Origin of the sequence: Lacibacterium aquatile, assembly GCF_042683105.1 — a bacterium.
Lineage (GTDB): Bacteria > Pseudomonadota > Alphaproteobacteria > Elsterales > Elsteraceae > Lacibacterium > Lacibacterium aquatile.
The window spans coordinates 33,455-59,026 of record NZ_JBHUIP010000011.1 but is presented as its reverse complement, the minus strand read 5'-3'; the positions used below and the strand labels follow the sequence as shown (position 1 = coordinate 59,026).

Below are 25,572 nucleotides of genomic sequence, written 5' to 3'. Positions count from 1 at the left end.
GGGTTAGCAGATCAGGCAGCCCTCCTACGCGAAGCAAGGTCCACGACGTTCGACGGGAGACGCTTTTGGCGAATACTCGCGTCAACGAAATCAACAAACGTGTTGGCGAAGGGCGTCGGGCCGCCCATTTCCTTGACGCGGTGCATATATGCCGCCGCGCCGTAGATCCAATAGCCTGCCGGCATTAGATACGGAGCATACAAGGGATCGTAGTGCACAATAATTCTCTCCAACAAAGGTTGAGGGAAAGTAATTGCAGAGATCCGGATCGGCCTCATCTGAAACACTGCATCAAAGCATATTGGAATCTACGGTTTGCTTGGTAAGGGGTCTTTTGAAACATAGTTTCCTTGACCAAATACTTAATATGTGCGATTAAATTTGCGCCAAAAATTTTGGATTTCCATTTATTTCTTAGAGATCCTTCACAAGCACTTATAGAATTTGAAAATTCTATGAAACAAGCTCGATAGGTTAACCCTATCAGTAACGGCCTTTGGGAATGGCTCGCCCGCTGCCCGCAAAATCTAAACGGCCTAGCCTTCGCGGCGTGGTATTACTCGGCCGACAAAAATCACGATCGCAGTATCTACGCCCTACCCGGTGAAGAGCATCGAAGTGCGCGTCGGAACGCCTGGCGTCCAGACGCAAGAACCAATCGGCTGCGCTTCGTTGATTTTGCCGCAGACCAACCCCAAGCTTCTACAGCAGGCCACGACCGGGCATGAAAAACGACGGCAACCGAACCAAAATCATCATGCTCGGGCTGCTATTCGGCCTTGTCCTCGCCGGAGTGATCCTGTGGGCGCGCGAGGGTATCACTGCCTTCATCATTAAGACCGATAAACTGCCAGAGTGGCTATCTGGTATCGGTGCGATACTGACCGTTATCATCGCTTTCTATCTCAGCAAGAGTGACGTTTGGCGTAAAGAAAAGGGCTACGCCAAGCTCTACGAGATGGAATTCCAGCGTATCGCCGATGCTGCGAAGAAGCTTCGCCTGACGCTAAGGCAACGGGTCGATATGAACGGCACTGTGCGCTATGACAGCAACCTGAAGGCAGACTTCGACACCCTGCGGGCCAAGCACCTGCCAGACATCCTGTCGCAGGCCGCCAGCGTCGACCCTGAGGCATACACGCAGGCAGTTCGTATCCTGGACAAGGTGCGCGACTTCCTAGCCTACATCGGTGCGGAAGACCCCAATAACATTCGAGACGTTGCGGCCGCCTTTACCGTTGTCGACCTGCAACTATCAGAGATCGAACGCCTGATCACGCAAGAGTTCATTCCGGCGTTGCGTTAGCCCCTTTACCCCGCCACGCCAAAGGCGACTTCCGTGGGCGTCGACGCAGGCGTGGGCGAACGCGGCTAGGGATGTGCTGAGGCTTAAACCGGCCATCAAGGGTATAGACGCTGTCACCGGCTTGGAAATCACCAGCCTGCAGCAGGATCTCGAAGATCCTGGTTCCGTCATCTTTGGTCGGCTCAAGCCTATGAAGGGTGTAGGCCAAATTGAAAAGATCCCCGACACTATTATAGGACCCATCTAGGCCGAAGTTGGGGTCTACCGCCTTTCGGGCCAGTCCTTCGACAATTCGAGCGATCGTGCGGGCCTCAGCCGGCAGGAAATCCCCCAACCGCTCGACTAGAAAGAGATCCTGGAAATCGTCAATGTGCTCGATGCTAACGGCCACCAGCTGAAGGAGCCGCGCCGTCGGCGGGTCGGCGGATAGTTCTTCGATAAGACGGAACAAATCCAACGCGGCTTGCCAAACCGACGTTTCGTTCCGTTCCAGAAGCTGAGCTAGGGTAGCAATAGCTCGTTCCCGATAGTCCGGGACTGGCCAAGCATGTGCCACGCTCCTTGCAGCCCCGACACGGGCCAAGGACGCAGCCGGTTGGGCAAGGATGTCGGCAAACCGCTCCTGAACCCAGGCCAGGTCCGGATGGAGCATGTAAGCGAGCCCAACAAGCTCCCCATAAGCTACCTGGGCCACTTCCGATTTCTGCAAAGGCCAATTAACGAGGATTTCACCGACAACATCGGGAGCCCACTGCTGCGCATGGGCCAGAAGCTGCGCGGCCCCTTCAGTGCCGAGTAAGCCAGGTTGGTGCTGGAAAAGCGCCCTGAGGAAGGGCTTGGCGACCTCAGGTTGGGCCCAAAAGTCTGGAAAGCAGAATGAACGTAACATCGACTGCCACACGCTCAAGTCTTTCGACTGCGCCAAGAATGACGTCAGCGACCCAATGAGCCGTTCGACCTGCTTCAGCTGCAGTCGAGCCTGCGCTAGGGCGAAGACGATTGGGAACATCTTCCCTGGGTCCGAACCAATAAGGCCGTTCCCCCACAGAGGGCTATGTCCATTATAGCTCTGAGCGGCTGGCGGAGGGTTCAGCTCCCGGAAGACCTCGTCAAACTCCTCAACATCATCCGACTCTTCTTCAGCCGGTTGCTGCGGGCCTTCGACCATCAAGGGTTCCTGCAGCCACCCTTCCAGGACCTCCAAGACGGCCTCGGTCGGCTCAATACCGTTCTCCGTTATCCTCTCGATAGCGTAGGCCGCCGACCGGCGGAACTCACCGCTATTGAAACCGCGTACCGACGTCTGCGCGAAAAGATCCATAACGATCTTCGGGTCCACCTTATCCTGAGCAAGCTTTTCTAAAGCCAGTCCGACTGCACGCTGAGCGATGACGGGATCCATCCGGTTAATGATCGCAATGCCACGCCCGACATCTCGTTGGACGAACTCCACGAGTTCCTGGAACAGCTGATCATTGCCTCCCTTTAAGACCTCCCTGGGATGTTCCGAGCCGGTGCGATAAGGGACCTCATTAAACAGCGCCAGAATTCCGTCATCGGTCATCGCAACCATCTCCTCGCTGGAGACGAGCGAACCAATGGACGGTGTCGCCTCATCCGCTGAAGGTCGATGAATCGGAGGTGGCTCTTCCGGCACCAACAGTGTCTCGATTGCCGAACTTCGCAACGCTTTTGGCAAAGCAAAGAACACCCGGACCTGCATATTGCGGATGAATTCTTCCCGAGTTTCAGAGGGGAATTCTGGATCGACTACCGGTTCGAAAGCCCAGACCCACCGCTCAAAGGCTGCCAGTTGTTCCGGGCTCCAAAGAGGGCTGGAAACCCTGATCAGTCGGGATGTCGTGCTCAAAGAATTCCCGGTCGAGCCCAACATCAGGCGCCGATAGTCTGTCGTCAGGAATTCCAACGCCAGATCCGCATAGTGTTCCTGGTCGCTCGCGAGGGCATTCGCCAAGATCCGCTGAACAACACAGACATCATAATCCCACAGGCGGCGCAGCCATACCTGGAACGCGGCCTTATCCTGTTTTGCAAGTAGCTCTAACGACAGGCTGAAGAGTCCAATGAGACCTTCGCTACGCCAACCGGTGCCGCCATCGGCCTCGATGTCGAAGTTGCCGCTGTATGGCAGGGCAAAACCCCACCGCGGCGCCTCCTCCACCAGCTCTTTCAGACGGGTGAAAACGGCATCAAACCAAGGCCAAAGGGTTTCGGCATAAGGCCCTGGCTGACTCTCGACCAGAGCCGGCAACACGTAGAAGTCTTTGCCTGAATCAAGCAAGTCCTCCACCGGCTTCTTACGGTCATGCTCCAGGCGCCAAACGATCTGCGCGGCCATGTCCTCGCTGGGCTCGGCCGGCCGCTCTTCTGCCCTGCGCCGGGCTTCAACCGATGCCCTCTCAAGGTCCTTATCTAGCCGGGCACGAACCAGCCGTAACGCTTCCTGAGGCTGCTCGACGCCCAAGGTCGCAACGTAGGATTCGACGCTGCCCATCGGAATGTTGCCGCACGCGATCACAGAAGTTGCGAGATTGACGATGGCTGGCGACCAATGAGGCGCCAGTCCGATCACCGACCAAACCTGCCTCTCAAAACCTTCAATCGACCATTGCTGCAGCACCAACTGCTCGACCTCGGTCGGCGCAAACGACCAAGCCGGCAACAGCAACCGAACCATAAGTACCGAATTCTTTCCGCGCATCTCGGCGGCAATTGTGGCCCGATGGATTCGGAACCAGCCGGGGCTGCCAGCCATCGACGAAAAAGCAGCTTCCCGATGCTCTGGCATCGCTAGAGCATCAACCATCAATTGTTTTTCGATATCGTTCGGGTCGCGCTGCTGGCCCGCAAAATCAATCAGCAGAAGCTTCAGGTGTGAACGAAGACCCTGAGTGTCCCAAATCTGCCAAAGCTCCTTGGCATAAGATACAGGCTCGGCGGCACGGAGATAGGCCAGAGCGGCCCATATTCTGGATCGTAGGAATAGCGAACTCTGGCTCTTGAGAACCTTTTCCGAAAGAGAGCCGCTCTCACGCACGAACCCTCGGGCTAGAGCATGCTCGAACAGCGTTTGGTGGCTGAATCCGACGCTCAGACCATCGCTCGATAGAACAAGAATGCGAGCAGCCAGCAGCTCATCGAAACCTTCCTCATGCTCGTAGCGAGCCTTGCCCAGCCAAAGAGATTCCTGATCAGCTATCTCCGCGGCGATCTTCGCTGCGAGAGCTTCACTTTCCTTGGGCTTGGCGCCCTTGATCACCCGTTCTGACCAAAGACGCTCCAGAAGCGTCTGATAGCTTCGAAACGGTTCCGAATGCAGCGTAGGTGCTAACTTCAGATAGATGTCCAGCGCCTGGGGGGACCGGATGACTTCCTTGGCATCGTCGGGCCAGTTACCGATGTCGATGCCCTGTTTCAGCATGATCGGCGCAACCTGCTCCAGCGTCGGTAGCTCCAATGTCAGTTGCTCAGCCGACAGCGCGGCCAAGCGGGTGTCATGAGAGAACTCGAACGCTCGGCATGACATCACAACATGGACCCGCGGCTGCGCTTTAACAGACCGGGCCAGTGCCAACAGGACATCCAGCCGTTGGGTGTGCCGATCCAGGATGGACGCCAAAGCATCCAGCTGGTCGATCAGGAGCACGACTGGGCCCAGCAAGGACATCTGCCGAATCACCGTGCTTGGAAACTCTGCGAAACCCAATGCCTTCTGTAGATCAGCCTCAGTCTTAACGTCGGGATGCAGCTGGTCCGCTTTGATCGCCAGAACCGACCATCCCTTAGCCAGCAGATCCCGGCTCAGACGCGCCATGAAAGCTGATTTCCCGGCGCCGGGCGGCCCCAGAAGCGCCGTCGTCGTCACCGGTGCCGAATCGAAGTTGGCCTGGATAGCTCCCAATTCTGGCCGAGAGATTTCTGTGCCGTCCGGCAAAATTGTCGGCCACTTCAGCAGCCCTTCCGACCCCCTTAGAGCCTGTGCTCTAAGGCTTTCAATCTTTGCCTTCTCGATAGTATCCAGGTCCGGCAGCTTGTCGGCGACCTCATCAGAAGATGGAGGAAGATCAGGAAGGCCGTATGTCATCGAAGCACCAAAGGAAAACTCAGACTGAGACGGGGGAGCCAAGCGAATACGGCTGGCGGACCAACGGGCACGCCATCTCGACGGCCTGGCGATGAAATGCCGCGATCCTTCGGCTCAGCCGCACGATGATGGGTTTGAAGCCACCGCCTCGCCGGAGGCTTACCCAGATGGCGACGAGCAGTTCCGGCCCCCCGAAGCAAATGATCGTGGACAGGTAGATCCACGGCAGGAGATAGGAGCGCTGGAAATTGCACACCTCAGGGTCGGAATTTCTAAAAACTCTCAACACCCGTCAACCGCTTCCAAGCACCCGCATAACTGCCGCAGATCACGATATGCGATTGGCTGTGGGCCTTCACGAAATTGGCCAAGGCCGCGAAGTCATTCGAGGGGCGACGACGCCCCCTTTTTCGGACATGCGGTTCTACAACCCAAGACCCGAATGCCCGTCGGCTGTAGGTCGCATCCCAGCGCTCGACGCACCAAAGGAAGAACGGCCCGGAAAGGACTAAGCAGGTTATTGCCGGCACGAAGCCCATCCAATAGACGTAGGCGTTCCAGGTCACCCAGGTCATGCGCGCACTAATGCCGCCCAAGACCGTCAACACAAACAGGACCGTCATAATTAGCGGCATGGGACTCGCTAAGGCCCTGAGCGAGACCATAAACCTCGACGGCCTGTTCTGTTCGCGTGGCGACATGAGCACATCCTTGGTTATGCAAAAGGCACCTAAAACTGAGCCCTGCTGCAACCTGCGCGTCAATCGAGGAAGTGCTGAAAGACAGGAATAAACCGGCTTGAAGGCGGCTGAAAGCCTGCGGTACTAAGCCACGTATTGTTTCTAGGACTATTGATTACAAAATCAAAGATGATGGCCGTCCCGTTCTGGTCGAGGGCGGCGAGGGAGAGCTTATTGAACGCCGAGGAGGCAGCCATTTGGTTTCCAAGTCGAATGGCTCTTCCGATATGAGGGGCCAACATTCTGAAGGCCGTCATGTCGGTCGAGCTGAAGGGGGCTTGGCTGGCTGATCGGTAAAAGGCGGCGGCGATCATCTCATCGTCGGAACGTGCAACATGGGCCGACATGATGCGGCCCAAGCCGAAGGGCTTCAGGAAGCCGCGATACATCCGAGTGTCCCGGAAATTGGCTTCCGGCAGCAGGTCATCGACATTGGCGATGGTTCCGACCGGGCTCCGGCGCAACAGCCCGTGGGTCGGGCTATCATCCACAAAGTCAGAGAAATACTGATCTCGAAATTCTGGACCGATGGTGCTTTCGCACATAACCCACTTTCGAGCGTTGGCACGGTTATAGACCAACAGGGTTCCACCGGCCGACTTCAGGGCATCCGCCAACTGAGCGGCAGCCACTGTCCAGGCTTCCTCTTGTCCGGCGGCCGCATAGAGCGCCGCAACGCCCCGGTCCAATGTGTCGAGCATGACCCTATACCCTCAGAATCGAAATCAGACCGAAGATGAAAATAACTTGGGTACGCACCTTTGGCTCCAGCTTGGCAAGAACAATGCCACCCTGGGGCGTCCTACTGATTACCAGCTCGCTCCATCTAGCAAGCACGCTTGAGCTTGGCGTCTGCCATTTGGCCGACCCTGCCTGATGCCATTGGGGAGCGGGCTGCCCATCTAATTTAAAGCCGCGCGTAGAAAAAGCATCAAGATTCTGATGCCTAAAAAATCAATCCCTGGGGTCGTTAATTTCAAACCTTAAATCAAGGACGATCTGGCGATGAGCAAGAAGCCGTCCTCCAAGGTTTTCGCAGAGATTGGGAAGCGCATCCGGGAACATCGGACTGCCCTCGGCATGACCCAGGAGCAATTGTCAGATAGAGCGGACTTAGCCCCAGAGACCGTGTCTAATATCGAGCGCGCAATGACGGCCGCCTCTGTCGAAAAGCTCGAACTGATCGCCAAGGCCATGGACCTAGAGCTGATCGATCTCATCCCGGCATCGACCGACCGTGCCAAGCCGACCCCCACAGAAGACGACCGGCTGATCACGGAACTTCTGACCGTTGCCCGCCGCCTGGACACCCGCTCATTAAAGGTCGCGGTCGATCAGGTCAGGCTGCTGCACCGGCTCCAGCCACCGCCCGCCGAAGAGCTTCAGGGGCCTTAGCGGTCAGGCTAGAGATCAGCCTCCCCAACGAGCCTCTATCTTCTTTGGTGCTTGGGTTTTGGTCAGCCATCGAGCGTATGTGGCGTGATATGCGCTGGTGAAGAGAGCCGCAGCCTTCTCGGGACGGTTCCATGGCATCCGCCCAGCACGGCATATGTCGATCCAGAAATCGTCAAGATCAAACCCCTGGAACAAAATTGGCGGCCGCCGCTCGGATAGCAGGATCGCATTGCTGAACATCCGAGCGATGACCTCACCGCCGGATGAAAGAGGCCGAAGGTAACAAAGCGCGAAATAGACGATGAAGGCCCGCTGAAAGGCGCTTTCGGCTCGGCTATGGACAAATCTTAAATGCTTGTCGATGAAGCGTTCGATCTGTTCTTCGGGATGGGTCCTGAATTGACCGTGGCCAGCCTCCGGCAGTCCCCTCAACAGAATCTCGTGAGCGCCCAGCAGCATCGAAGGCGTTATAGGCTCACCGGGGCTGACGGCCGAAAAGGCATACAGGCTGGCCTCTTTATAGTTTACGAGCCGCAGGTAGAGTTCATCCGAGATCCGATAATTTTTTCTGGATTGTCGGATCGCCTCCTCCACGACCTCCTGGGTCAGGCCCTCAAACATGCCTTGATGAATGTTCCAGCATTCGTCTGCGATGAGAGACAGGCGAATATCCTCGAAGTCCTTCGGCGAGACATCCTTCAAGGCTCCGTCATAAGGGCGGATTTCGTCAGGAAACCAGTTCATTGCTGGATTTAGGAAGGTGTCGTCATCGATCATGAACATTGGTCGAGATCGCTGCTTCACATAAAACCTGACGTACCGATGAGACCGAGCCCGCTCCTCGGACCGAAGCCGCTCTTCCTCTGCCTTTTGTGTCTTCTCGGCTCGGATCATCTCTATGATCGCGACTTCGCGCTTAACGCTCTCTCTGATGAAATCTTGCTCCGAGTCCGTGGTCACCCTCGGCGGCAAGGACGGAACCGGAGGCGGAGCTGACGGCCTGGGCGGCGGGCTCTGGGGCGCAACGGAGCGCGCATCCAGTTCAATCTGCCTGTTGAGCTTTTGGTATTCGCTGACCCGCGTCTTGGCGAGCCGCGAAGCGGTATAGGTTGCGCCGTTGGTCGTGCCCTGACGCTTCACGAACCGCATCTTGATAAGCCGCGTCAGCAGCCGCGACATCGTCGGCTGGCTGATCTCATCCCCGTCCTTGGCCAGCCGATTGCGGAGCTGGATTGTCGTCAGCTCAGCCTTGGACGACACCAGGGTTATGACGACCGTGCGCGAACGCACATCGAGCGCTTCTATCTCGGCAGCAGCCAAATCGACCTCGAAAAAGGATGCCCGGCACCCTGCCGGAGCAAAAAATTTTTGGCAATCTATTTATTCATATTCATTCATCACCCACCAGCCCGCTCAAGTCCGCAAATATCCTGACAAAAGGACGCGATTTCGCCCGTCGATCTGCGGGAAAAAACCTGCAAAAAATGTTCCCCCTCTCGAAATCTTCCTCTGGGGAAGATTGAGGCGGGAATGTATTCATTTCCAAATGTCAAGCATTAAATAAGAAAATATTGACGTAAGCGGCGCTCTATGAAACTATTAGTCATGTTGATGCGTCGCATCTGGCGACTTACAGCGAGATAAGATCCACTGCACATATGTATATGTCTGCGATCTGAAATCGGACTGTTCATCAATAATTGCGATATATGTGCCTGGAGGCTCGATAATGGTTATCGATAAGGTGAATGAGTCTCCAAAAATCGACACCTACTCTATTAAGTAGAGCCTCTTTTCTTCCCCAGAAAGCCGCATTCGGCCGGTTCTAGCCCGGTCGTAACGCCCCTGCTTTGCCTGAAATAGCCCGCTTGCCGGTGAGCCCGGTTGGCGGCAACGCCGGAGGCCTGCCCGATATGACCGAACCAATTCCCCCAATTTTCTGGCTGTACCTGGAACACCCGGCGAAGCACACGGTCCCGGTCCTTCAGGAGCTGAAGCAGCTCGTGATCGAGCTGACCGATAAGTCGATTCCGGCACCCGCCAACCGCCGCCGCGAAAACAAACCGCAATTCTTCATCGGCCGGGTGACCTCCACGCCGGAGCTGGAATACGAGTTCGAGACGGCCACAACCCTGTTGGCAGCCCAATGTGGCGATCAGCGCTCGATGGTGGCTATCGGCAGCGAGCTTTTCCGCCATGCCCGCGAGAACCCCGAGAACCCAAACGTCGAGACCTACCTAAAACTGGCCAGGGAATGGACCCGGCTGGGTAGAGACCCGGACTTTCAGAACTTCGATCCAAGTTCCGAATTCCCGGCCCGCAAAGCCATCCAGTCGGCGTTCTATCGCTTTGCCGATGAGCAGGAGATGGCGACGATTGTCCGGCCGGAACCGGAAGAGCCCGAGGTCGAAATCTATTCGACCCTGCGCATGCGGGTCCTGCTTGAGCCGACCACCGATAAGCTCCTGAAGGCCTTGGCCGGGGAGTTGCCCCTGATCCCGGCTCCCAACCCGTCCATCCTGCGGCAGCGGCTCCAGACTGAATTCCCCTGGGCCGAGGCGGCCATCGACACGATGGTCAAGGCCGTGATCTTGGCCCATGCCCGAGATTCGGTCATGTGGATGCGGCCGATGCTGCTGGTTGGTGAGCCCGGCTGCGGCAAAACCCGGCTTTGTCAGCGTTTCGCCGAGTGGTCCGGCGTCCCCAACCGGACGCTAAGCTTTGCGGGTATGAGCGATGCCCGGCTGATGCTGGGGACCGCTCGGGGCTGGCACAACGCCACGCCCTCTTACCCGCTGGATCTTATCCTGCGGTCTGGCATCGCTAACCCGCTGCTCATCATCGATGAAATCGAGAAAGCTCAGCGCGGCCACATCTCCGGCAATGGCGGCGATGTCCAGGCGGCCATGCTGAACTTCATCGAGCGGGAGAGTGCGTCCCGGTTTGTCGATGGCTATGCGGCCTCTCCGGTGGACCTCTCGCGGATCACCTGGATGGCAACCGCCAACAGCCTTGAAGGGCTGTCTGCGGCCCTCTTAAGCCGGATGACCGTCATCCCTTTTCCTAGCCCGACCGCTGAGCATTTCGATGCCCTGATCGAACTGCTGACCGCTGATCTGCCCGGCCACCTGGAGCCGGAAGCCATCGAGTTTTTGCGGTCAGAATTCGCCAAGGGTCGCGTGTCGATCCGTGACCTGAAGCGGGCGATTGAGGCCGCTCTGGCCTGTGTGCCCCAGACCATTTCCACCCTGCTGAACTGAGGAGCTGATCCATGGCTGAAGAAGAATATTCCCGCTTTTACATCGCCGGAAATCCGGTCCGCCGCGTGGTGATCGAGAGCCCGGTCCATCCGGTTGGCTTTCACCCCTCCAACAAGATGGGCGGCCTCGTCTCCTGGGAAAGCCACATCGAGGCGGACGCTGCCCTCATCATGGAAATGTCCTGGAACATCACCTCGTTCGAGGCACAGCCCGAGTGCCTTCAGTATCCGACCCCTCACGGGATCGCCGAGACGACTCCTGACTTCCGTATCCAGATAGACGGCGAGACGATCATGGTCGAGTGCAAGCCGGACAAGGCCCTCGACAAGCCGGAACTGGTCGAGACCTTCGAGCAAATCGCGGCTGCCTATGCCCGCAAGAAGATCCGCTACGAGGTGTGGACGGCTTCAATGATCCGGTCCGGTCATCGGCTGGCCACCCTGAAGCTGCTCTGGCGGTACTGCCGGAAGCCTCTGGCCCGTACCTCCCCGATTATCCAGGACATCCAGACCATGGCGTCCTGCCTGCCCCAGACGGTCGGCGATCTGCTGGGCAATTTCCATCATCGCGCTGACGGCCTGCGGGCTCTCGCCCATGGGGTCCACCAGGGCCTCTTCACCGTCGATTTTACCGGTCCGTTCTCGAACGAAACCGTCGTTTCCCCTCGCCTCAACCCCGCCCGCTAAGGAGCAATCACATGACCAAGATCAATCTGAACACGCACGAACTGGTTCTGATCAAGGGCCGCACCTATCGCGTCCACATGCGGACGCCCGATGAGAAGTGGTACTTCGTGTCGGATAAGGACGGTGCAGCCGAATTCCTGTCCGACGATGAGATCGTCAAGCTGATCGGCAAGCGTCTTTTCGTGCGCATCAAAGCGGACGAAAACCAGCCGGAAGCGCGCATCGAGCAGATGCGTAAGAGCTTCGACAGCTTTGATGAAAAGCTTCAGTCCGAAGCCCGCCGCCGCCTCATGTATATCCGGGCCTATGAAAATATGGGCGGCCGTCTGCCGATCTCTAAGAAGCTCAAGCCGTTCCTGCTCCAGATTGCCAATGACAATGGTGACCTGAAGGGGCCGCCGAGCTGGCGGACCTTCTACGATTGGTATCGCGTCTGGCGTCTGAACGGTGCCCGCGATATCCGCTCTCTGCTGCCGATGATCAAGCAGCGCGGCAGCCGCTCCAGCATCCTGCATCCCGAAGTGCAGCGGATGATCGAAGAGGCCATCGCCTCCACCTACATGACCCTCGAACAGGGCAGCATGGCGGAGACGCATCAGGCGGTCGTTGATGCCGTCAACCAGTGGAATGACGGTCTGCCCGAAGATGAGCGCTTAAAGCCGCCGTCCGAGACCACCGTGCGGCGGATGATCAAACTGATCTCCGATTATGAGCGCGACAAGGCCCGTCTGGGCGAACTCGCCGCCAACCAGAACTACAAGTATGTCCATGGTGCGCCCTATGCCGAGCGTCCCCTGGAAGCAGTCGAGATCGACCATACCCGTGCCAACGTCATCGTGCTGGACGATGAGACCCACCTGCCTATCGGCCGCCCCTGGCTGACCACCGCCATCGACCGGGCGACCCGGATGATCGTCGGCATCCATGTCGGCTTCGAAGGCCCGTCAGCCGAAGCGATGATGGCCTGCCTCTACAATATGATCCGGCCGAAGGATTTCGCTCCGGGGCTGATCGGGGCGGAATGGCCCTGCTACGGCCTGCCCGAACGGATCGTCATGGATAACGGCAAGGAATTCCATTCCGAGCAGTTGCAGGACTCTGCGGCGGAGCTTGGGTTGATCCTCGACTACGCTCCGGTGAACAGCCCCGAATACAAGGGCAAGATCGAACGCTGGCACCGGACCGTGTCCGAGAAGTTCTTCAATCGTCTGCCCGGCACCACTCGCTCGGGCATCGAAGACAAGGGCGATCTCGACCCGGTCAAGAACGCGGCGATCCTCTTTTCCGACATGTACCGCCTTCTGATCTCCTGGATCGTGAAGGAGTATGCTCAGACCCCGCATCGTGGCCTGCTGGGTATGCGGCCGATTAAGGTCTGGCAGCAGAAGGTCAATGAATATGGGGTCGAACCCCCGCCTTCCGATGCTGACCTTGCCGTCCTGATGATGATCCCGGAGATCCGGACGATCAGCAAGAAGGGCATCGAATTCGAAGGTCTCTTCTATAACAGCCGCTACCTCAACGAACTGATGCGTCTTGGTCATGACCGCGTCCGCATCCGCGTCAACCGGTACGACCTGGGCGAGATCTATGTGCTCGACCCGCAGACCGACCGTTACGAACCGGTCCTGGCCGTCCGTCACGATTATGCCAACGGCCGTACCCTGAAAAGCCATCGGGCCGGTCGTGCGCTGATGCGGGAAATGGCAAAGAACGACTATTCCATCGATGAACTCGCCCGCGTCATGCAGGAGCGTCGTGCCGCCACCGGCCAAGTCGCCTCCAAGGGTCTGAAGCTGCGTGCTCAGGCCGAAAAAGAAGCGCGCAACAGCAAGCTTTCGAAGAAGTCCAACTTCAAGGCCGACCTCGACCGGGAAGTCCTGCCCGATGCCACTGAGCCGACCACCTTGTCTCCCGATGTCGTCCTGAACCCCAAGCGGCCCGTTGCCCCGCTATCGGACCGTGCCGGTAAGCACGGCATGGGCACCCTCCGCACCGCCAATACCCGCAAATAATTTCAGACCCCGAAAGGATACCCAGCCATGAATAAGCTCGTCCCCACCCTGAATGCTGATCTCGTCAACGATATCCGCGAGATCTATATCCCGACGCCCCAGAGCAACCGTGTCTTTATGATGCTGGACCGGATCGTCCGGTATAGCCGGAAGGGCCAGTTAATGCCCTGCGGCTATGTGCTGGGGGAATCCCATTCCGGTAAGTCCAGTGCCATCCAGCAGTTCATCAAGGATGGCCGGGTTGAGGATGTGCCCGGCAAGGGCATCCAGCGGGATTACCTCTATATCGAGATCCAGGAAACCGGGAACGCCAATATCCTGACGGTGCTCCGCCAGATCCTGAAGGCATTGGGGGCGGAGGATTGGGATAAGGGCACCAAGGATGATCTCATCCACCGCGTCAAGACGCTGCTGGAGAAGCAGGCTGTGCAGATCGTGTTCCTGGATGAATTCCAGCAGCTCATCGAAAATAAGACCAGCCAGAGCGTCGCCTATAAGGTCGCCGATTGGATCAAAGGATTCCTGACCGAGGGTGTCTGCCCGTTCGTCATCGCCGGGACCCCGAATATCGAGGATATCCTCGCCAAGAACGATCAGTTGATCAGCCGGTCCCGCTACATGGTGAAGCTCGAACCGTTCGCCTTGGTATCGAGCGAGGATCTGGAGCGGTATCTGACGTTTATCGAGCTGTTCCTGGATAAGACCCCGGTCCGGTTCGAAGACCTCCTCTCAGAGACCATGCTGCGGCGTCTGCATGCGGCAACGGATGGCATGACCGGCAAGGTCGGGAAGTTCCTGGCCCATGCTGCTGAGATCGCCAATGAGCGGTTCGAGGAGGGTGATGGCCCGGCGGTTGTGGGTATCCAGGATATGGCCGCTGCCTGGGCCGAGAACCGCATAGCCGGGCATGGTCGCCTTAATCCGTTTCTGATCTCGGTCGAGGAATTGGCCGAGATGCAGCGAGAAGCCGGGCGTGTCCGGACCTCTAAGAAGCGGGGGGCTTAGCTATGCCCAGGGGCGTACATGGAGGGGCTCGCCGACTAAAGCTTGAGAGGCTTCAAAACCGCCTGACCCAAGTTTTTGACCCCGAACCCGGCACCAGCCTCGCTGGCTATCTCATCGCTCTGGCCAGAGAGAATGGGTATCGGAAACTTTCGACGATGCTGGCGGGTCGCGAAGAGAGATCTATCTTCGGCATAAAATTGGCCGAAACCGTCGAAGATGCAGTCCGGCTGTCGGGGCAGGATCAGCAATCCATTCTAGCTATCTCAAACTTAGCGGACCCGAATGGGCGGGTGCAGCATGGCAAACTGGCACCTTCTGCTGACATCTTTCACAGTACCATCCCGCGAACTTGCCCAATCTGCTGGCGAGATCGAAAATTGATCGCCCGGTCCATGGACTGCCGACTGGTGAACGCATGTGGTGACCACGAATTGCAGCCGGTTGGAAAATGTAGGTGCGGAGACCGTCTTCAATGGAATGCCCTCGTTGGCAACGAATGCCGGAAATGCGGAGGCAGCTTCGATGAAACTTTGCAGCATATCCCCGCCAATCCGCTAGAACTCCAGTTCGCCCACGCTTTCGATTGCATGGTCCGAGAGGGCTGGGACTATCTGGACCCTCGGCATCCGTTTTTGAATTCGCGGAAGGGTTTGGGCGCTGATGTTGGTTTAGGATGGAGCACAGGCAAACCGTCCGAGCTTTACTCGAAAATAGTATATGGGAATATAAGTAAGACTAATGCACCCAACCGATTGCATATCGGTCAACTATGGCAAGCCATGATCCACCGAGATTGGGTCGCAGATGGAACGCCAAACCCCAGGTCTGACATCCCTGTCGAAGGGCGCATACCGAAACACTGGATCAGATGGGATTTGCCCGCAGGTGAAATCTGATTTCAATCGACGAACTGGTCTAAAAACGGTGCCATCGGGTGCCGTTTTTTATGTCTGCGACCAATATTGCTGCGAGCAACCTCCCGCGTTTTTGGAGCTATTGCAGCGTTCCTCCCACCGATTTTGCAGAGACCCATTTCAGGCCCTTAAAATCGTAACCTAAATTCAATTAGTTAGGGGACGCGGGATTGCGAGTTACCGTGGAGGCCCACACTGTTCATGGCGTCCCGCGTGCCCCGCTCCCTTGGCGGCAAAGGCCTTACGGCGTTCGGCTTCATTGCGCCCGTTCACGTGCTGATCCTCAGCCTCATCGTGCTGCCGGGTCTTTATGTGCTGTGGCTGAGCTTCCAGGCGTCGACCTATGGATCGGCGACCAGCTTCGTCGGCTTTGCCAATTATACGAAGGTCCTGTCCGACGGCTATTTCTGGCGCGCGCTGCTCAACACCATGATCGTCGTGCTGATCGTCGTGCATCTGGAACTGCTGCTGGGCCTGGGCCTCGCGCAGTTGTTTGCCAGCGGCCTGCGCGGCAAGCGGTTCCTGCTGGCCATTGTGCTCGCGCCCTATGCGGTCAGCGAAGTCTCCGCCGTGGTCATGTGGCGCTATCTGTTCGATCCCGATATCGGCAGCGCCACCATGCTGCTGACTTGGCTGGGTCTGCCGCCCTTGGAATGGGCTGTTGAGCCGCTGCATGGGCTGATCGTCGTCGCCTTGCTGTCGATCTGGCTGCATCTGCCCTTCACCTTCATCATTCTCTATGCAGCGCGCCTCGCGATCCCAGGTGACCTCTATGAAGCCGCCCGCATGGACCGTGCTCCGCCGCTGGCGCAGTTCCGCCGCATCACCCTGCCGCTGCTGGCGCCTGCGATGCTGATCGCCATGCTGTTCCGCTACATCTTCGCCTTCCGCCTTTTCTCGGAAGTCTGGCTGATGACCCAAGGCGGCCCCGCCCGCTCGACCGAAGTGGTGGCGCTGTACCTCTATCTCGAGGCCTTCCGCTACAACGCCTTCGGATCGGCAGCCGCCACCGGCTGGCTGATGGTGATCGCGTCGCTGGCGCTGGCGTCCTTCTACCTCTGGCGTCTGCATAAGGACATGAAGGCCAGCCATGCCCGCTAACACCGCCGCCCTCAAAAGACGTTCCCGCCGCAGGCTGCTGATCAATAGCGGCAAGGTGCTGGCTGTCGCCGTGCTGATCCTCTGGTCGCTGTTTCCCATCGCGATGATGGCAATGGCGTCGCTGAAGCCGAATATCGATATCTTCGCGGTGCCGCCGGTCTGGGCCTTCACGCCGACCTTCGACCATTACATCGCGCTCTTCACCCGCTGGAGCGCCTTCTTCCAGGGGCTCGGCAACAGTCTGATCGTCACGGTCGGCGCCACGATCCTGGGGGTCGCGGTTTCCACCCTGGCCGGTTACGCCTATTCTCGCTTCCAGGGTAAAGCGCTGGCGGGCAGCGCGTTTTTCCTGATCTTCATCCGCCTGATCCCGCCCATCGTGATCACCCTGCCGCTGTTCCCGGTCATCAACTGGCTGGGCTGGAACGACACCCACGGCATTCTGATCGCGCTCTATGCCACCTTCTTCGTGTCGCTCGGCACTTTCATCATGCGCACCTTCATCGACCAGATCCCCAAGGAGCTGGACGAAGCCGCGCTGGTTGACGGAGCCTCGCGCGCCACCATCCTGCGGCGGATCATCGTTCCGCTGTCGGGCCAGGGCATGCTGGCGGTCGCCGTCTTCATCATCGTTTATGCCTGGAACGAGTTCCTGTTCGCCTTCGTCTTCACCTCGACCAAGGCCAAGACCGCGCCGCTCGTCCTGTCGGAAATGATGGGATCGCTCGACGGCGTCGAATGGGGCGTGCTGTTCGCCGCCTCCACCGTCCAACTGCTGCCCATCCTTTTGTTTGTCGTCCTCGCCCAGAAGCATCTGGTCGCAGGCCTCACTGCCGGTGCCGTAAAATGACCAGCCCCGATCCCCTGCTCTCGCGCTTCGATCCCCTGCCGCGCATCCTGGCCTTCGATGATTTCGACCGCGGCATCTGCGGCTGGACCCAGCTTGTCGGGAATTACGAGGACAGCCTCGACAGCATGCTGCCGGGCTATGCCCAGCATACCTCGCCCATGCTCTCCTCCCTCTCCCACTGGGATGCGGGCAGCCATGGCTCGATGGACGGCACCTATGCCCTGAAGCTGGCGACCCGCCCGGTCAAGGGCGCCCGCACCGCCAGCCTGAAGCGCCTGACCTTCCGCCATGCCGGGCCGATCCGGGTTGAGTTCTATGCGACCTTCAAGCCTGAAGCGACCGAGATGCGACTATCGGAGACCGATGTGCGGTCCGTGGGCTTCCTGTTCGATCTGCAGTCGGGCGATCAGACGACGAATGGCGAACGAGTGATGCCGCACCTGCGCTTCCTCAATGCCCAGGACGGCGAGCATATCCAGAAGTGGCAATATAAGGACCGCACCACCAGCGTCGTGCCGCTGGGGACGGAGAATAAGACCGTCAGCCACGACCATCTGATGAACGAGGATTGGATCGACCTTGCGGGCGGCGCGCAGAAGCTCTGCTACAACGAGATCCCGACCAAGGTGAATTGGCACTATTTCCGCTTCGATTTCGATCTGGCGGAGATGAAGGCCCTGGCCTTCCAGTGCAACGACCGTCACTTCGACGTCAGTGGCTTTGCCCCCATCCGCATGAAGGCCATGCGGAACCTCTGGTGCATGCTCAACTTCGCGGCCTTCGTCGAGACGGATACCGACAAGCGCGCCTTCCTCTACCTCGATTCAGTCTGCCTGTCGGGAGCGCTGTAAGATGCTGAACCAGAGCGCAACCGCCGTTGTCGCCCGCAACGAACGCTGGAGCGGCCCCAGCGCCTGCGAGCCCTATGAGGCCGGATGGGCCTATGAGGCCGTGGTCTTCGTCCGTGCCTTGGGGATCGAAGGGCCGCTGGCCTGCGAGGCGCGGATCCAGATTTCTGCCGACGGCTTCAACTGGGTCGACGAAGGCACCCGCTTCGCTTTGCCGAATGCCGAGGGCGCCGTCAGCTTCGCCCGCGTCTCCCACTTCGGGAACTGGCTGCGTGTCGCCGCCGATATCCCGGCCGACCGGGCGATCACGCTTATCTGCACCTGGCATGTGAAGGGCTGACGACGATGGCGCGTCTGGAACTCGAAAAGATCGTCAAACGCTTCGGCAATGTCGTCACCATTCCCGGCATCGACCTCACCATTGAGGACAAGGAATTCGTCGTCTTTGTCGGCCCCTCGGGCTGTGGGAAATCGACCCTGCTGCGCCTGATCGCGGGCCTGGAAGAGGCGTCGGACGGCGAGTTGCGCATAGATGGCGAGCGGGTGAACGAGTTGGACCCGGCTGAGCGCGGCCTCGCCATGGTGTTTCAGTCCTATGCGCTCTACCCGCATATGAGTGTCTATCAGAACATCGCCTTCGGTCTGGAGATGGCCAAGCTGCCGAACGCGGAAATCGACGCCAAGGTGCGCACCGTCGCCGCCACCATCCAATTGGATCACCTGCTGGACCGCAAACCCAAGCAGCTGTCGGGCGGCCAGCGTCAGCGTGTCGCCATCGGCCGGGCCATCGTGCGCAATCCCAAGGCCTTCCTGTTCGACGAGCCCCTGTCGAACCTCGATGCCGCTTTGCGCCTGCAGATGCGAGTGGAGATTGCCCGGCTGCACAAGGAACTGGGCGCCACGACGATCTATGTGACCCACGATCAGGTCGAAGCCATGACGTTGGCCGACAAGATCGTGGTGCTGAACGGCGGACGGATCGAGCAGGTCGGCAGCCCGATGGAGCTTTATGCCCGACCGAAGAATCTGTTTGTCGCGCAGTTCATGGGCTCCCCCACCATGAATATCCTGAAGGGCAAGGCTGCCGGGGCGGAGATCGCCCTCGACAATGGCAATAGCATCGCCCTGCCCCAGGCCTCGCGCATCGCGAACGGCGAGTCGGTGCATCTGGGCGTACGCCCCGAACATCTGGTGCCGACAGACGGCCCGGCGATCCTGTCGGGCGACGTGATGGTGGTGGAGCAGCTCGGCGCCCGCTCCCTGGTGCATCTCAAAACTGAGGGCGAAGGGCTGACCACCGTCGAAGTGGATGCCGAACATCCCATCCGGGTGGGCGAGCGTCTGGCGCTGACCGCCGCCGTCGAGCGCTGCCACCTGTTCAATCAATCCGGCGACGCCGTCCGCGCGGCCTAAAGGGAGACCGAGATGTCCTTTGCAGCAAAGAAGCCCGGCGAGCCCGAACGGAAATCGGAGTTCCTGCCGGAGAAGGTTGAACGCGGCCGCCTGGTCGACCGGGTGCTGGATCGGTTGTCCCAGGCCATCCTGAGCGGCGATCTTCAGCCGGGCGATGCACTCGCCTCTGAAAGCGATCTCGCCGCTGCCTTCGATGTCTCCAAACCCGTCGTGCGCGAGGCGCTACGCCAGCTTGGCGCCATGGGGGTGCTGCATTCGGCGCAAGGGCGCGCGACCACCGTGCAGCGCCTGACCACTGAGCCGTTGGAGCGTTTTCACCGCTTCGCCGTGCGCTCCACCGACTATGGCATGAGTGATGCGGTCGAGCTGCGTTACGCCCTGGAAATCCAGTGCGCCCGCCTCGCAGCCCAGCGCCGCAAACCCGAGGATCTGGACGTTCTCAACAATGCGCTCCAGCGCATGAAAGCGGCGTTCGACGATCAGCCCGCCTGGGTGCAGGCCGACCTCGACTTCCATGTTGCCCTCGCCCGGGCCACCCATAACTCGATGCTGGTCTATCAGATCCAGGCACTGCGCCCGATCCTGGAAGAGATCGTGACCGTCTTCAACGCCCGCACCCATGGCCCGGCGCTGGATCGCGCCGCCACCTGGAAGCGTCACGAAGACCTCTACAAGGCCGTGGCGGCAGGCGATGAAGCCGCATCCGTCCAGGCAATGGAAACCCACTTCGATGCTGGCTGGAGCGTGCTGCGCTCGCTCTTCCGCCAGCGTGAGGAATAACGCGTACCGACAAGAACAGGCGGCATCGACCGCCTACAGGAGGAGGAAATCATGGGCTTTATGATGAATCGGCGCTCGGCGCTGGCAACCTTGGGCGGGTCGGCCCTGGCGATGGGCTTTGGCGGCAGCGTTTTTGCCCAAGGTGCCAAGACACTCAATATCCTGTCGCACAAGGTGCATCAGAATTCGCTGACCACCGGCAAGGCGGGCGACCTGACCGAAGCTTGGCGCGGCGCCAACGGCGCGACCGTCAATTGGTCGACCTTCGATATCGGCCCCTTGCAGGATCGCCTGTTCCGTGAAGCCAGCCTCGGTCAGTCCGACTTCGATATCGGCTTCCTGCTGAATGGCCGCGCGGTCCCGGCCGTCGCCGACCTGTTCGAGCCGCTGACCCCCTATCAGGCAAAGCTCCCGGTCGAGGATTTCGGCGATTTCGCACCGGGTCTGGTCAAGGCCATGACCATGAAGGGCAATCTGTTCGCCGTTCCCTTCCGCCATGCGACCAACGGGCTGTTCTATAACGAGGAATATCTGACGGCCAAGGGCGTGTCGGTCCCCCGCTCGCTCGAAGAGCTGGTGGAAGCGGCCAAGATGCTGACCTTCAAGCGCGAAGACGGCGCCCCGGTCATCGGCTGTGTGCTGTCCGGCACGCTCGCCTATATCCCCGTGATGTTCGCCCGTGCCTATGGCGGTGACTTCATCACCGAGGATTATCAGGTGATCCCGAACAAGGATGCCGTGGTCAAGGCGCTGACCACCCTGCGCGAACTTATGGAAGCAGGCGCCCTGCCCCGCAATTTCGCCGCCACCTCGAACGACGATCAGGTGACCTGGATGCAGCAGGGCCGCGCGGCCTTCACCATGCTGCCTTTCTCCCGCTGGGCGCAGCTCAATAATGCCGAACAGTCGCGCTTCCCCGGCAAGATTCAGGCGACCGAATTGCCCGTCTCCTCGACCCTTGGCGACAAGCCGATGGCGGCAGCGGTTGAGTTCTGGTCGATGGCGGTTCTGAAGAACTCCAAGAACAAGGAACTGGCCTGGAACTTCATTCAGGCCATGTCGAGCAAGGCCAACACACTGGGCGCCGCCCGCAACGGCAACGGCCCGGTGCGTGTGTCGACCTACAAGGACCCGGCTCTTACCGCCGCCGTGCCGACGACCGAGACGGAGTCGCGCGCGCTCTCCAACGCACGCGCCACCTACCCGGCCTTTGCCGAAGCCAGCCGCGCCGAAGCCATCTTCGTCGAAGAAACCCAGGCTGCCGTCCTGGGCCGCAAGAGCGCCAAAGAGGCTGTCGACAGCACCATCGAACGTGTGAAACCGTTGGTCGCTGCCCGCTAAGCCTCCTCTAGAGGGACTTCGGCGGTGCCCCGCTGAAGTCCCTTTTATCCAATCAAGAGAGATTACGCCCCGTGAAGATCGTCAGCGCCAAAGTCATCGTCACCTGCCCCGGCCGCAACTTCGTGACCCTGAAAATCCAGACGGATCAAGGGATCTACGGCATCGGGGACGCCACCTTGAACGGGCGCGAGCTCTCGGTCGTCTCCTACCTGCAGGATCACGTGATCCCCTGCCTGATCGGCCGCGATGCCCATCAGATCGAAGATATCTGGCAGTATCTCTATCGCGGGGCTTACTGGCGCCGGGGTCCGGTGACGATGAGCGCGATTGCCGCGGTCGATACCGCCCTCTGGGACATCAAGGCCAAGGCCGCCAACATGCCGCTCTATCAGCTGCTGGGCGGGCGGAGCCGCGAGGGCGTGCTGGTCTATGGCCATGCCAACGGCAAGGACATTGCGGAAACCGTCGATGAAGTCGGCAAATATATCGACATGGGCTACAAGGCGATCCGCGCGCAAAGCGGCGTTCCGGGCCTAGCCTCGACGTACGGTGTCGCCGGCGACAAGATGTTCTACGAGCCCGCCGATGCGGCGCTGCCGACCGAGAATGTCTGGTCGACGCCAAAATATCTGACCCACACGCCAAAACTGTTCGAGAAACTGCGCGACACCTATGGCGACGGGCATGAGTTCCTGCACGACGTGCATCACCGCCTGACCCCCATCGAAGCTGCGCGCCTGGGCAAATCGCTGGAGCCCTATCGCCTCTTCTGGATGGAAGATGCGGTGCCGGGTGAGAACCAGGAAGCCTTCCGCATCGTGCGTCAGCACACCGTGACCCCGATTGCGATTGGCGAGGTCTTCAACACGATCTGGGATGCCAAGACCCTGATCCAGGAACATCTGATCGATTATATCCGCACCACGGTCGTGCATGCGGGCGGTATCACCCATCTGCGGCGGATCGCAGATTTCGCCGCCCTGCATCACGTGCGCACCGGCAGCCATGGCGCGACCGACCTGTCGCCGGTCTGCATGGGCGCGGCCCTGCATTTCGACATCTGGGTCCCGAACTTCGGCATCCAGGAATATATGCGCCATACCGAAGAGACCGATGCTGTCTTCCCGCACGATTATAAGTTCGAGAATGGCTACCTCATCCCCGGCGACACCCCTGGCCATGGCGTCGATATCGACGAAGAACTGGCGGCAAAATACGAATATAAGCCCGCCTATCTGCCCGTGAACCGCCTTGAGGATGGCACCCTGTGGCATTGGTAGGAAATCTCCAGGGCCGCCGCGCCCTCGTCACCGGATCCTCCCGCGGCATCGGCCGGGCCATCGCGCTCGGCCTTGCTGCGGCGGGGGCCGAGGTAATCGTCCATGGCATCACCCCCTCGACTGCAGCGACAGAAACGCTGTCAGCGCTGGGCGGCAAAGCGCGTTTCGTGGCGGGCAATCTCGCCGACCCGGACGCCTGCCTTGCCATCGCAAAGGAAGCCGGGCCGCTCGATATCCTGATCCTCAACGCCTCCTACGAAAAACGCTTCGACTGGCGGGAGTTGCCGGTGGAGGAGATGGATCGGCAATGGGCGGTCAATGTCCGCGCCTCGCTGATCCTGATGCAGGAACTGGTGCCGGGGATGGAGGAGCGCGGCTGGGGTCGGATCGTCTCCATCGGTTCGATCCAGGAGGCAAAGCCGAATCCGCGCCTTGCTCTCTATGCCGCCTCCAAAAATGCTCAGACCAGCCTGATCCGCACGCTTGCCAAAGAAGTCGCAGGCAAGGGCGTCACGGCCAACAACCTCGCGCCCGGTGCCATTTCGACCGACCGCAACGCGGAAGTTCTGGCGGATGCGGAGTATGCCGCCCGGGTCGCGGCCCAGATTCCGGCAGGCCGTGTAGGCACGCCGGAGGATTGTGTGGGGGCCTGCCTGCTGCTCTGCTCGGACGCCGGATCCTATATCAATGGCGCGAGCCTTTATGTGGACGGCGGCTGGCACATCGCCTGAAGCGCTTGCGGTCATTAAGCGTCGGGGACATTTGCGTTTTTACAACCCTTGGCTGCCAAAGCTGCTAGGATAGCGGTCTTCCCCCCGGTCAGGACCCGTTGAAGTGCGAAAGTCGGCAATTGATCGCCTAGCGTCCTTGCGCGGAAGACTGATCCTTTTGACGCTGTCCGGTTTGTTGCCGCTGTTCTGCGTGCTGGGATACAGCGAATATAGCTTCCGAAAAGCCCGCGAGGCAGAGGTGCGGCAACTCGCCCTTCGCAACGCCAATCTCGCTGTATCAGAAATCCAGCGCATCTTCGAAGGCGTGCAGAACCTTCTGATCGCGGTCAGCGAAGTGGATGGCGTGCGCAATTTCGACAAGAACGAATGCGCCCGCTATCTGATCCGCCTTCAGCCCAATGTGCCGCTGCTCGCCGGAATGATGGTGGCCGACACCCAAGGGCATTATCGCTGCGGTTTCAATGGTCCCGACTTCAACCTGAATATAGGCGACCGCAGCTATTTCCAGCGCGCCCTCGATAGCCGCCGTCCGATTGTCGGCGGCTATATCATCGATCGCGGCATGAACCGGCCGATGCTGCCCATCGCCATGGCGATGCGGGATCCGAAGGGCGTCGCCACCGGTATTCTGGTCGCCGGGCTGGATCTGGATAAATTCGGCCAACTCATCGCCAGCCGCTCCTTACCCGAAGGAGGGTCGCTGGCGGTCGCCGACCATAACGGCATCGTCATAGCGCGCGAACCTGCCGGTCGCTTCGTCGGCACCCGGATTATGGATGATTATCTGCGCCTGCTGACAGCCCCCGGCCCCGGCACCGAAGATATCACCAGCCAGGACGGCACCCGCCGCGTCGTCGGTTACGTGCCGATCCCCAAGGACTACAGCGGTCTCTATGTCAGCGTCGGCCTGTCGCAGGAGGCGAGCTATGAGGCCGTCTGGCGCACCAGCCGTGTCAGTCTGGCCCTCGCACTGAGCAGCGCCTTTCTAGCTTTGCTTGCCACCTGGTTCACCGCCAATCGGGCCTTTGGCCGCCCCCTGAAGACCATGATGACCACCATCCAGCGCTGGCGGGCGGGCGAGGTGGATGTCCGCACCGGCTTCTCGTCGGATACGGGCGAACTTGGCGCCCTTGGTGGCGATCTCGACCGGATGATGGACGAATTGCAGCTGCACCAGCAGGATCGCGATCTGCTGATGAACGAACTGTCCCATCGGGTGAAGAATACGCTGGCGACCGTCATGGCCCTGGCCGCCACCAGTATCGGTCGGGTGCCGGAGGCTGAAAAGGCGTTGGGCGAATTCAACGGCCGCATCCAGGCCCTGGGTAAAGCCCACGACATCCTAACCCAGGATCGCTGGGAAAGTGCCGAGATCGGCGAACTCATCCGCACCGTCACGGCCCCCGTGGGCGGCCAGGAAACCCGCTTTATCATTTCTGGCCCAGAGCTGCGTATCGGTCCGCGTCAGGCCCTGGCGGTCACCATGGTCATGCACGAACTTTGGACCAATGCCGCCAAATACGGTGCGCTGTCGGTTGCCGATGGTAGTGTGCGCATCGCCTGGCGCCTGGATGAAAGCACTCCCGATCTGCTGCACCTCAGCTGGCGGGAAGAAAACGGTCCGATCGTCTCGACCCCGACCCAAACCGGCTTCGGCACCCGACTTATCCTGCGTGGCTTCAAGCGGGATATGGAAGTTTCGCTCGACTATCTCGCCTCCGGTGTCGTCTGCAAGATCGATATTCCGCTCGCCCCGCCCCCTGCTTAAGGCCAACGGGAACGCATGGCACCGTCAGGGGTTA

21 protein-coding genes are annotated in these 25,572 nt (G+C 59.5%); 17 read left to right on the top strand and 4 right to left on the bottom strand.

Annotation, left to right across the window (positions count from 1 at the left end):
* Positions 1 to 724: 724 nt before the first annotated feature.
* Complete coding sequence (locus ACFSM5_RS10980) at positions 725 to 1,306, top strand: hypothetical protein (protein WP_379876419.1); 582 nt, start codon at positions 725 to 727, stop codon at positions 1,304 to 1,306.
* Here the strand turns inward: ACFSM5_RS10980 and ACFSM5_RS10975 are convergent.
* The 3 genes from ACFSM5_RS10975 to ACFSM5_RS10965 all read right to left on the bottom strand — a co-directional run bounded on the left by ACFSM5_RS10975 (position 1,287) and on the right by ACFSM5_RS10965 (position 6,852).
* Positions 1,287 to 5,411, bottom strand: a complete 4,125-nt coding sequence (locus tag ACFSM5_RS10975; RefSeq protein ID WP_379876418.1) for an AAA family ATPase — start codon at positions 5,409 to 5,411, stop codon at positions 1,287 to 1,289. The genes ACFSM5_RS10980 and ACFSM5_RS10975 overlap by 20 nt on opposite strands.
* 272 nt (positions 5,412 to 5,683) lie before the next feature.
* On the bottom strand, positions 5,684 to 6,112 hold the full coding sequence (locus ACFSM5_RS10970; RefSeq protein ID WP_379876417.1) for a hypothetical protein: 429 nt from the start codon (positions 6,110 to 6,112) through the stop codon (positions 5,684 to 5,686).
* 59 nt (positions 6,113 to 6,171) lie between these two features.
* The gene (locus ACFSM5_RS10965; protein ID WP_379876416.1) at positions 6,172 to 6,852 is read right to left on the bottom strand and encodes a hypothetical protein; all 681 of its coding nucleotides are present in this window, start codon (positions 6,850 to 6,852) and stop codon (positions 6,172 to 6,174) included.
* A gap of 304 nt (positions 6,853 to 7,156) precedes the next feature.
* On the opposite strand from ACFSM5_RS10965, the gene ACFSM5_RS10960 reads away from it, so the two are divergent.
* A complete protein-coding gene (locus tag ACFSM5_RS10960; RefSeq protein ID WP_379876415.1) occupies positions 7,157 to 7,546 on the top strand; it encodes a helix-turn-helix domain-containing protein in 390 nt (129 codons plus the stop codon).
* A gap of 15 nt (positions 7,547 to 7,561) precedes the next feature.
* Here ACFSM5_RS10960 and ACFSM5_RS10955 read toward each other — a convergent pair whose 3' ends face one another.
* A complete protein-coding gene (locus ACFSM5_RS10955) occupies positions 7,562 to 8,866 on the bottom strand; it encodes a Fic family protein (protein ID WP_379876413.1) in 1,305 nt (434 codons plus the stop codon).
* Between the two features lie 17 nt (positions 8,867 to 8,883).
* On the opposite strand from ACFSM5_RS10955, the gene ACFSM5_RS10950 reads away from it, so the two are divergent.
* From ACFSM5_RS10950 to ACFSM5_RS10880, 15 genes are all read left to right on the top strand, one after another.
* A complete protein-coding gene (locus tag ACFSM5_RS10950; RefSeq protein ID WP_379876411.1) occupies positions 8,884 to 9,069 on the top strand; it encodes a hypothetical protein in 186 nt (61 codons plus the stop codon).
* Between the two features lie 390 nt (positions 9,070 to 9,459).
* Positions 9,460 to 10,806, top strand: coding sequence for an AAA family ATPase (locus tag ACFSM5_RS10945; RefSeq protein ID WP_379876410.1), 1,347 nt, complete (start codon positions 9,460 to 9,462; stop codon positions 10,804 to 10,806).
* Between the two features lie 11 nt (positions 10,807 to 10,817).
* Positions 10,818 to 11,492 carry a hypothetical protein gene (locus tag ACFSM5_RS10940; RefSeq protein ID WP_379876409.1) on the top strand — a complete coding sequence of 225 codons (675 nt, stop codon included), beginning with the start codon at positions 10,818 to 10,820 and terminating at the stop codon, positions 11,490 to 11,492.
* Between the two features lie 11 nt (positions 11,493 to 11,503).
* The gene (locus tag ACFSM5_RS10935; RefSeq protein ID WP_379876408.1) at positions 11,504 to 13,507 is read left to right on the top strand and encodes a Mu transposase C-terminal domain-containing protein; all 2,004 of its coding nucleotides are present in this window, start codon (positions 11,504 to 11,506) and stop codon (positions 13,505 to 13,507) included.
* Between the two features lie 27 nt (positions 13,508 to 13,534).
* On the top strand, positions 13,535 to 14,512 hold the full coding sequence (locus ACFSM5_RS10930; protein WP_379876407.1) for a TniB family NTP-binding protein: 978 nt from the start codon (positions 13,535 to 13,537) through the stop codon (positions 14,510 to 14,512).
* A 1,127-nt stretch (positions 14,513 to 15,639) separates the two neighbouring features.
* Positions 15,640 to 16,527: a carbohydrate ABC transporter permease gene (locus tag ACFSM5_RS10925; protein ID WP_379876406.1), complete on the top strand. Its 888-nt coding sequence runs from the start codon at positions 15,640 to 15,642 to the stop codon at positions 16,525 to 16,527.
* On the top strand, positions 16,517 to 17,377 hold the full coding sequence (locus tag ACFSM5_RS10920) for a carbohydrate ABC transporter permease (RefSeq protein WP_379876404.1): 861 nt from the start codon (positions 16,517 to 16,519) through the stop codon (positions 17,375 to 17,377). Before ACFSM5_RS10925 ends, ACFSM5_RS10920 begins: the two co-directional genes overlap by 11 nt.
* Positions 17,374 to 18,228, top strand: coding sequence for a DUF6772 family protein (locus tag ACFSM5_RS10915; RefSeq protein WP_379876403.1), 855 nt, complete (start codon positions 17,374 to 17,376; stop codon positions 18,226 to 18,228). The genes ACFSM5_RS10920 and ACFSM5_RS10915 overlap by 4 nt, the downstream gene beginning before the upstream one ends.
* A 1-nt stretch (position 18,229) precedes the next feature.
* Positions 18,230 to 18,565, top strand: a complete 336-nt coding sequence (locus ACFSM5_RS10910; RefSeq protein WP_379876402.1) for a hypothetical protein — start codon at positions 18,230 to 18,232, stop codon at positions 18,563 to 18,565.
* Between the two features lie 5 nt (positions 18,566 to 18,570).
* Positions 18,571 to 19,638 carry an ABC transporter ATP-binding protein gene (locus tag ACFSM5_RS10905; protein WP_379876401.1) on the top strand — a complete coding sequence of 356 codons (1,068 nt, stop codon included), beginning with the start codon at positions 18,571 to 18,573 and terminating at the stop codon, positions 19,636 to 19,638.
* Between the two features lie 12 nt (positions 19,639 to 19,650).
* Positions 19,651 to 20,418, top strand: coding sequence for a FadR/GntR family transcriptional regulator (locus tag ACFSM5_RS10900; RefSeq protein WP_379876400.1), 768 nt, complete (start codon positions 19,651 to 19,653; stop codon positions 20,416 to 20,418).
* Positions 20,419 to 20,469: 51 nt separating this feature from the next.
* Positions 20,470 to 21,759: an ABC transporter substrate-binding protein gene (locus tag ACFSM5_RS10895; RefSeq protein WP_379876399.1), complete on the top strand. Its 1,290-nt coding sequence runs from the start codon at positions 20,470 to 20,472 to the stop codon at positions 21,757 to 21,759.
* A gap of 71 nt (positions 21,760 to 21,830) precedes the next feature.
* The gene (gene manD, locus ACFSM5_RS10890; RefSeq protein ID WP_379876398.1) at positions 21,831 to 23,039 is read left to right on the top strand and encodes a D-mannonate dehydratase ManD; all 1,209 of its coding nucleotides are present in this window, start codon (positions 21,831 to 21,833) and stop codon (positions 23,037 to 23,039) included.
* Positions 23,027 to 23,770 (top strand): SDR family NAD(P)-dependent oxidoreductase, encoded by a 744-nt coding sequence (locus tag ACFSM5_RS10885; RefSeq protein WP_379876396.1) that lies wholly within the window; start codon positions 23,027 to 23,029, stop codon positions 23,768 to 23,770. Before manD ends, ACFSM5_RS10885 begins: the two co-directional genes overlap by 13 nt.
* Before the next feature lie 157 nt (positions 23,771 to 23,927).
* Positions 23,928 to 25,538, top strand: a complete 1,611-nt coding sequence (locus tag ACFSM5_RS10880; protein WP_379876395.1) for a sensor histidine kinase — start codon at positions 23,928 to 23,930, stop codon at positions 25,536 to 25,538.
* Positions 25,539 to 25,572: the final 34 nt, after the last annotated feature.